The organism is Syntrophorhabdaceae bacterium, from assembly GCA_035541755.1.
Taxonomy (GTDB): Bacteria; Desulfobacterota; Syntrophorhabdia; order Syntrophorhabdales; family Syntrophorhabdaceae; genus PNOF01.
In genome coordinates, this window is record DATKMQ010000067.1 from 1 (window position 1) to 7,228 (window position 7,228).

Below are 7,228 nucleotides of genomic sequence, written 5' to 3' on the forward strand. Positions count from 1 at the left end.
TGTTCCATCGTGTTATGGATCATGTCCAACATTCCCGGTGGGACAATTGAGCAAAGCATGCTTGCATGGATCGGTCGACTGCTTGCGCCTATCGGCGTTCCCATCGGGCTTGATTGGAGGATGATGGTAGCCTTGCTGTCAAGTGTCATCGCCAAGGAAAATTCCATAGCCACGCTTGGAGTGCTTTACAACGTGGGCGATCAGGGCTTGATAAGCGTTCTGTCGCACGCTATAAGCCATGCATCGGCTGTCTCCTTTCTCGTCATCCTCATGCTCTTTATTCCCTGTGTCCCCACGATCACCGTCATGAAGCAGGAGATGGGGAGCACCAGATGGTCTTTGGCCTCGTTCGCTTTTATGCTTGTGCTTTCATACGCCTTGGCCACGGTCGCTTACCGGTTGGCGCTTGCCCTTGCAGTATAAGAGATTTCACCGATTTATTTCTGTTGACACTATATAACAAATCAGTTACATTGAACACCAGTTCACATGAACAAACGTTCAGGGGAAGATACGAAACGAATCATCCTCGATGTTGCCCGTAAATTGTTTTCTGAAAACGGGTACGAGGGATCGAGCATGAGGATGATTGCACAAAAAGCGGATATGAGCGTCGGGGGGCTTTATCTTCATTTCAAGAACAAAGAAGAGCTTGGCCTTACCATGATGAAACTGCAATTCGACGGGCTCCTAAAAGAGCTCAAAGCAGCCATCAGCAACTCAGCGGATCCGGTACAGGCTATACGGACGTACATAAGGATCTGTATCGAATATACAAAGAAACATAAGGAACTGATTCTCGCGAACACCGTGAGCAGGGGATTTGCCTTCGGGATTGAACTTAAGAAAGATTTCTTCGTAACGCAGAGAAGGTTTATCGAGGCGATTATTCGAGAGGGCATGGAATCGGGCTATTTTTCTAAATGCAACCCCAGGGAACAGGCCAAAATCGTCATGGGTGTATTGCGCGGTTTCTTTCTTTCCATGATAGTCGATCCCGATAATCTTTTTTCGGCTGAGGCGTGTACCGGACTTCTTATGGAGGGCCTTTTAACAAGAGATGAGCCATAAAAGCGGAACATTTCTCAGAAAGAATGCCACGAAAACAGGGTTTATCTGTGCAGCTATTATGATCCTCGGTCTGTGCACGAGCGCTTCGGCCGTGGAATATACGCTTGAGGACCTGTACCGTATTGCTCTTGAACGTTCGGAAAGAATAAAGATTTCAGAGGAAGACCTCTTTATATCGCAGAAAGAGAAGGATAGGGCAATGTCTGCGCTCTTCCCGAGGCTTTCAGGGGTTGGTAGTGCGACGAGTAATAAGAACATAGTAACTTCGGATACGAACGTCCTGATACAGCCGGCGCAATCCTCCTACTGGAGCGTGCGTCTCGATCAGTCTCTGTCTACGGCGGGGAGAGAGATCACGGCATTTCAAGTCTCGCGAGACAGTATTGATAAGAGTAGACAAGACCTCTTCTCGGCCAGAGAAACTTACATATTGAACGTGACCGGCGCGTACTACGATACACTCAAGGCACGCAAGTTTGTGGAAATCTCACAACAGAACGTGGACAGATTGCAGAAATACCGTGAGGCGGCTCAAACCAGGTTGACAATAGGGGAAGTGACCAAAACCGCCCTGTTAAGGGCCGAAGCTGAGCTCTCCGGCGCTCAGTCCGATTTGATCAGGGCAGTTAACTTGCTCAAATCGGCAAAAACGGTTTTGCAAAGAACCGTGGGGATCGAGGAGGATTTCGATATCTACGACGTCTACAAATCAGGATTTTCAGAGTTAAGCAGCGTGAGGGAAGAAAGCAGGGAACCGGTTGTTGTAGATTGCGCATCGTTGTCACTCGACTGTTTAAAGGATCTTGCCTCGAAGGAGCGTGCCGAGGTGAAATCGCTCACCATACAGAAGAACATCGCCACCGAGCAAGTCCGGTTCGCACGGGGAGCCGATTGGCCGACGTTATCACTGGAAGGCGCCTACATCTACAATTACCAAACCCCGGAAACGCCGAACCTCATCCGGGAAAATTTCTATGGCGCGGTTCGTCTCAATTTCCCTTTCTTTGAAGGGGGTCTCCGGCGCGCCGAGATACAGGAGGCGTTGGCCCGGGAAAGGCAGGCACAATACGCCCTCATAGATCTGAAGAAGACGATAGCCGTGGATGTGGAGAACGCGTATCTCGATTATATCACACAAAAAGGTATCCTCAAGTCTTTGGGGGACCAGTACGCCTTTGCCTCGGACAATTATAACGCGGTTTCCAAACAGTTTGATTTCGGCCTTGCACAGAGCATCGATGTCATGGACGCAAACACCGTGCTCGTCACAGCACAGACACAGTTAATACAGGCTTTGTACAATTATCAGCAATCGATTACAAAACTCAAACGGGTCACCGGTACCCTCCTTAAATCAATAGCAGGGGAATACGCGAAACAGAATACGGCCCAGTAACTGGTGAAGAAAACGCACTCATTTCAAGATAGCCAGGGAGACCGCGACACCATGAAAAAAACGGTACGATGTCTACAAGCCGCATGCCTCACGCTCTTAGTCTTAGCCCTTGCGTTTGAAAGCGGCTGCAAGAAGAAGGAGGTCAGGGCTGAGAAGGTTACGAATATTTCAGTCCAGGCTGCGCAAACGAAGAAGCTACGGCCTTTCATTGAGGCGACCGGCACCCTTAATCCTTTTGAAGAAGTTTCCATAGGTGCAGAAATCGATGGCATCATTAAAACGGTGAGAGTGGATGAGGGCGCCGTAGTTTCAAAAGGGACGCTCCTTGCCACCATCGATGACGTGGAATACAGCCAGGGTGTGGTGAGCGCAAAAGCCGCGCTTAAACAGGCAGAGGCGTCTTTTGCCAATGCGAAGATCGAATTTGCCCGGAAAGAGGCCCTCTATAAAGAAGAGCTTGTCACAAAGCAGCAATTTGACGATGTGTCCACGCGTTTGACGCTCGCTGAATCCGATGTTGACCGGGCCAAGGCAGCCCTTTCAATCGCGGACCAGAAGCTTGAAAAAACCAAAATATATGCGCCTCTCGCGTCAAGAGTGAAAGAAAAGACGGTCTCGCGGGGCGATTTCGTAAAAAACGGCACCAGGCTTTTCAGCCTCATCCAGCCGAGTCCGTTGAAACTGCGTTTTTCCGTGTCCGAACTCGATGTGGGAAAGATGAAGGTCGGACAGGATGTGGTTTTAAAAGTTGATTCTTTTCCTGACAGAGAGTTCAGGGGCAAAGTGAGTATAGTCTTTCCCAGTCTCGAAGAAAAAACCAGAACGCTCCTTATCGAAGCGTTGATACCGGATCAGGCGGGTATATTGAAACCAGGTCTTTTCGCGCGGGTTGTTCTGTATACCGGTGAGCCCAAAGACACTGTCGTGATACCGGTGACGGCAATCCTCTACGAAGCCGATAAGACCCGCGTTTTCGTGGCGGAAGGGGAAAGAGCAAGGGAGAGGTTTGTAATACTGGGCAATAAATACGGCGAGGAGATGGAGATTCCAGAGGGAGTAAACGCCGGAGAACAGGTAGTCGTGGCCGGTCAGCAGAACCTTTCAGACGGCGCCAGGGTGAGTATCCAGAAAGGCAAAGGACAGTCACAGGAAGGTGAGAGTGCGCGAGGAAGCGAGCATTCAGAGAGCGCACGAGCGGCGGGCAAGCCTGTGCCCTCAAAAAGCATCGACAGGTAGAAAAGGTTGAATCGCAGCAATGATCCATTTCGTGACGCCGGGGTACCTTAAGTTTTTTCGGCCAGCCTAATCCTACGGGAAGGACACTTTTATGTGGTTATCAGATACATCCATAAAGAGACCTGTGTTTGCCACCATGCTTATTCTCGTTCTTGTTGTACTCGGGGCCGTGAGCTACCCTAATATCGGCGTCGACCTTTTCCCCAAAGTCGATCTCCCTATCGTCAGCATTACAACTCACCTGAAGGGCGCGAGCTCCGAAATCATGGACATCGACGTGACCGACAAGATCGAAGAGGCCGTCAACACCATCAACGGGGTGAAAACCATAACATCAACGAGCACCGAGGGGGCGTCCATCGTTACCATTGAATTTGTGCTCGAACGTGATATCGACATGGCGGTTCAGGATGTGCGCGAGAAGGTTGCTATTATCAGGGCCAAACTGCCCGATGATATCGATGAGCCAATCATTGAAAAGGTTGATCCCGATGCCACGCCGGTCATGAATCTTGCCCTCTACGGCAAGAAGTCGGTCAGGGATCTTTCGACGTATGTAGACGAAGTGCTCACGGACCAGCTTGAAAAAATAAACGGGGTGGGCGCGGTGCGCGTGTACGGACTGAGGCTCCGACAGGCAAGAGTCTGGCTCGACAACGGCAAATTGAATTCTTACGGCGTTACGGCGCAGGACGTGCTGGCTGCCTTGAAAAGCCAGAATGTTGAACTCCCCGGCGGAAGAATCGAGAGCGACACCAAGGAGTATTCGATTAAAGTGAAGGGTGAATTCCCCACCATACAACAGTTCAACGACATGGTGGTCGGCAGTTATAAAGGGGCCGTGGTAAGGATACGCGACGTGGGCCGGGCCGAAGACGGAATGGATGAGAGGCGCAGCATCTCCCGGTACAACGGCGTGAGCTCGGTGAGTCTGGGGATACAGAAACAATCGGGAACTAATACGGTCGAGGTCGTGGACAGAGTAAAGAAAGAACTGATCAATATCGGAAAGACCCTGCCGGACGGCATGAACCTGGCTATAGGGTTCGACCAGTCGGACTTCATCAAACGTTCCATCAGCGAAGTCCAGCATCATCTTTTCTATGGGGGCTTCTTCGCAATCTTTGCCGTGCTTCTCTTTCTCAAGAATGCAAGAACCACTATAATCAGCGCGCTCGCCATCCCCACTTCGGTCATCTCGACCTTCGCGATTATGAACGCCTTCAATTTTACCTTCAACAATATGTCCATGCTTGCCCTTTCGCTTTCCATAGGCATCCTCATCGATGACGCCATCATCGTCATCGAGAACATTCATAGACACATGGAGGATGGCATGAGCGCCAGAGAGGCGGCCTTCTTCGCCACGTCCGAGATAGGCCTTGCAGTTTCTGCCACCACACTCGCCATTATCGTGATTTTTATCCCGGTCGCCTTTATGAAAGGGATAATCGGAAGGTTCTTCTTTCAATTCGGTTTGACCGTTGTTTTTGCGGTTATGGTATCGTGGTTCGTTTCGTTCACGCTCACCCCGATGCTGTCCTCGTTATTCCTCAAACCGCATAACCCGAGCGGTCAGGGGTCCGCTCCGACAAGTACTCAGGATAACAGGCTCAAGAGGCTTCTCCATCGTGTGAGGTACTATGAATTCCTGCAACTTGCTTCGGACAAGCTGGAATATGCCTATGAGAAGCTCGAGGAGCGATATAAGGGTGTTCTCCTGTGGGCCCTCGATCACAAGATAAAAGTGATTGGCATGGCCGCAGGCATCTTTGTGGGAAGTATTGTTCTGGCGAATTTTATCGGGACGGAAATGAACCCTTCGGAGGACCAGAGCCGCTTCGTTATCCGCCTGATTACACCTATCGATTACTCGGTAGACGAGGTTGACCGTATGTGTCAGAAGGCGGATGAAATCGTACGGAGAATCCCGGAGGTAACGACTATCCTCTTCTATCAGGGCGGCGGCCGCACCGAAGAGATAAACAAAGCCAACATGATGGTAAATTTGGTGCCCAAATCAAAACGCTCCAGGAGCCAGAACCAGATAAAGGCTGAGATTCGCAGGTCGTTACGGGCAGTACCGGGACTCAAGGCTTCCGTGGAAGACGCTTCCATGCTGGGAGGCGGGCAGAGGCAGGTCGGCATCCAGTACAGCATCCGTGGCAGGGATTTGAGCGACCTCCAGAAATATACCAAGGAGATCATGGACCGGTTTTCAAAAGTATCCGGTATTGTTGACGTGGATACGAACCTCGAGACGGGTAAACCGGAGATACGTGTCTTCATCGACCGTGACAAAGCGGCGGATCTCGGGGTCGATGTTTCCGCCATCGCGCAGACGATCAATCTCTTGATTAGCGGGGAAGTGGATATAACCAAATTCAAAGACGAAACAAAGGGAAGACGTTATGACGTGAGGGTGAGGCTCAATCCTGAAGATAGGACAAACCCCGATGATATCGGTAAAATCTACGTGAGGGCAAAGGACGGGCGTCTCGTACGCCTTTCAAATCTGATCACCCTCCAGGAAGCTGGTGGTTCGAGTGTCATCAACAGGGTGGATAGGCAAAGGGCCGGGACAATCTTTGCAAACCTCGAAGGAAAACCCCTCGGCCAGGCAAAGAACGAGCTCGACAAAATATCCTCCGGCGTTCTGACCGCCGGCTATGGCGGCAGTTATAAAGGACAGGCCGATATCATGGCCGAATCCTTCCGTAACCTCCTGTTTGCAGCAATGCTCGGTATTATCATGGCATACATGGTACTTGCGGCCCAGTTCGAGAGCTTTATACATCCTGTCACCGTGCTTTTGTCCATGCTTTTTTCGTTCGTGGGGGCCTTTGGCGCACTCTTCATATTTGGAAAGACTCTAAACATATACAGCTTTATCGGTCTCATCCTGCTCATGGGTCTCGTCAAAAAGAACGCCATTCTTCTCATAGACTACACAAATGTTCTGAGGGGAAGAGGGCTTTCCAGAAGGGATGCCATACTGGAGGCGGGACCGGTGAGGTTAAGACCGATACTCATGACAACGTTTGCCATGATCATGGGCATGATGCCGATCGCCGTCGGTATCGGCGAAGGGGCCGAGTCACGCTCACCCATGGCCATTGCCGTTATCGGCGGGCTGCTCACATCTCTTCTTCTCACGCTCGTAGTGGTTCCCGTTGCCTACGACCTTTTTGATGCGCTTCAGGGTAAGATATTCAAAAAAGCACCGAGCGACACAGAGCGTTCATCTTAAGCTTTTTAGGAAGGTGGGGAACATGAAAATGCTTATAATAGTCTATAGCGACGCGTTCGATGAGGTGATGATGTCTGCCTTCAAGGAGGCGCACGTCAAGGGATATACAAAATGGAAGGAAACGTTCGGAGAAGGCAATGAAACGGAACCGAAACTCGGCACCCATTTCTGGCCCGGAAGAAATAATGTTCTCGCTATCGTCACAGAGGATGAAGAGGTGGCTGCGATCAAGGGTATTATAAAAGACCTGAAAATCAGGTACCCGAAAACCGGCA

At 50.6% G+C, this 7,228-nt stretch carries 6 protein-coding genes; all 6 read left to right on the plus strand.

The window, feature by feature from the left end:
* Positions 1 to 423 (plus strand): nucleoside recognition domain-containing protein (locus VMT62_06210; protein HVN96003.1); only part of this gene is annotated, 423 nt, incomplete at its 5' end.
* Positions 424 to 489: 66 nt separating this feature from the next.
* Positions 490 to 1,071 carry a TetR/AcrR family transcriptional regulator gene (locus VMT62_06215; GenBank protein HVN96004.1) on the plus strand — a complete coding sequence of 194 codons (582 nt, stop codon included), beginning with the start codon at positions 490 to 492 and terminating at the stop codon, positions 1,069 to 1,071.
* On the plus strand, positions 1,061 to 2,467 hold the full coding sequence (locus VMT62_06220) for a TolC family protein (protein ID HVN96005.1): 1,407 nt from the start codon (positions 1,061 to 1,063) through the stop codon (positions 2,465 to 2,467). The genes VMT62_06215 and VMT62_06220 overlap by 11 nt, the downstream gene beginning before the upstream one ends.
* 51 nt (positions 2,468 to 2,518) lie before the next feature.
* Positions 2,519 to 3,703 (plus strand): efflux RND transporter periplasmic adaptor subunit, encoded by a 1,185-nt coding sequence (locus tag VMT62_06225; GenBank protein HVN96006.1) that lies wholly within the window; start codon positions 2,519 to 2,521, stop codon positions 3,701 to 3,703.
* A gap of 91 nt (positions 3,704 to 3,794) precedes the next feature.
* Positions 3,795 to 6,953, plus strand: a complete 3,159-nt coding sequence (locus tag VMT62_06230; protein HVN96007.1) for an efflux RND transporter permease subunit — start codon at positions 3,795 to 3,797, stop codon at positions 6,951 to 6,953.
* Between the two features lie 22 nt (positions 6,954 to 6,975).
* A partial coding sequence (locus VMT62_06235) for a hypothetical protein (protein ID HVN96008.1) occupies positions 6,976 to 7,228 on the plus strand: 253 nt, incomplete at its 3' end.

Excerpts from the sequence above, each read along its gene's own strand:
- VMT62_06215 (HVN96004.1), top strand. The coding sequence starts at position 490 with ATGAACAAACGTTCAGGGGAAGATACGAAACGAATCATCCTCGATGTT.
- VMT62_06220 (HVN96005.1), top strand. The coding sequence starts at position 1,061 with ATGAGCCATAAAAGCGGAACATTTCTCAGAAAGAATGCCACGAAAACA.
- VMT62_06225 (HVN96006.1), top strand. The coding sequence starts at position 2,519 with ATGAAAAAAACGGTACGATGTCTACAAGCCGCATGCCTCACGCTCTTA.
- VMT62_06230 (HVN96007.1), top strand. The coding sequence starts at position 3,795 with ATGTGGTTATCAGATACATCCATAAAGAGACCTGTGTTTGCCACCATG.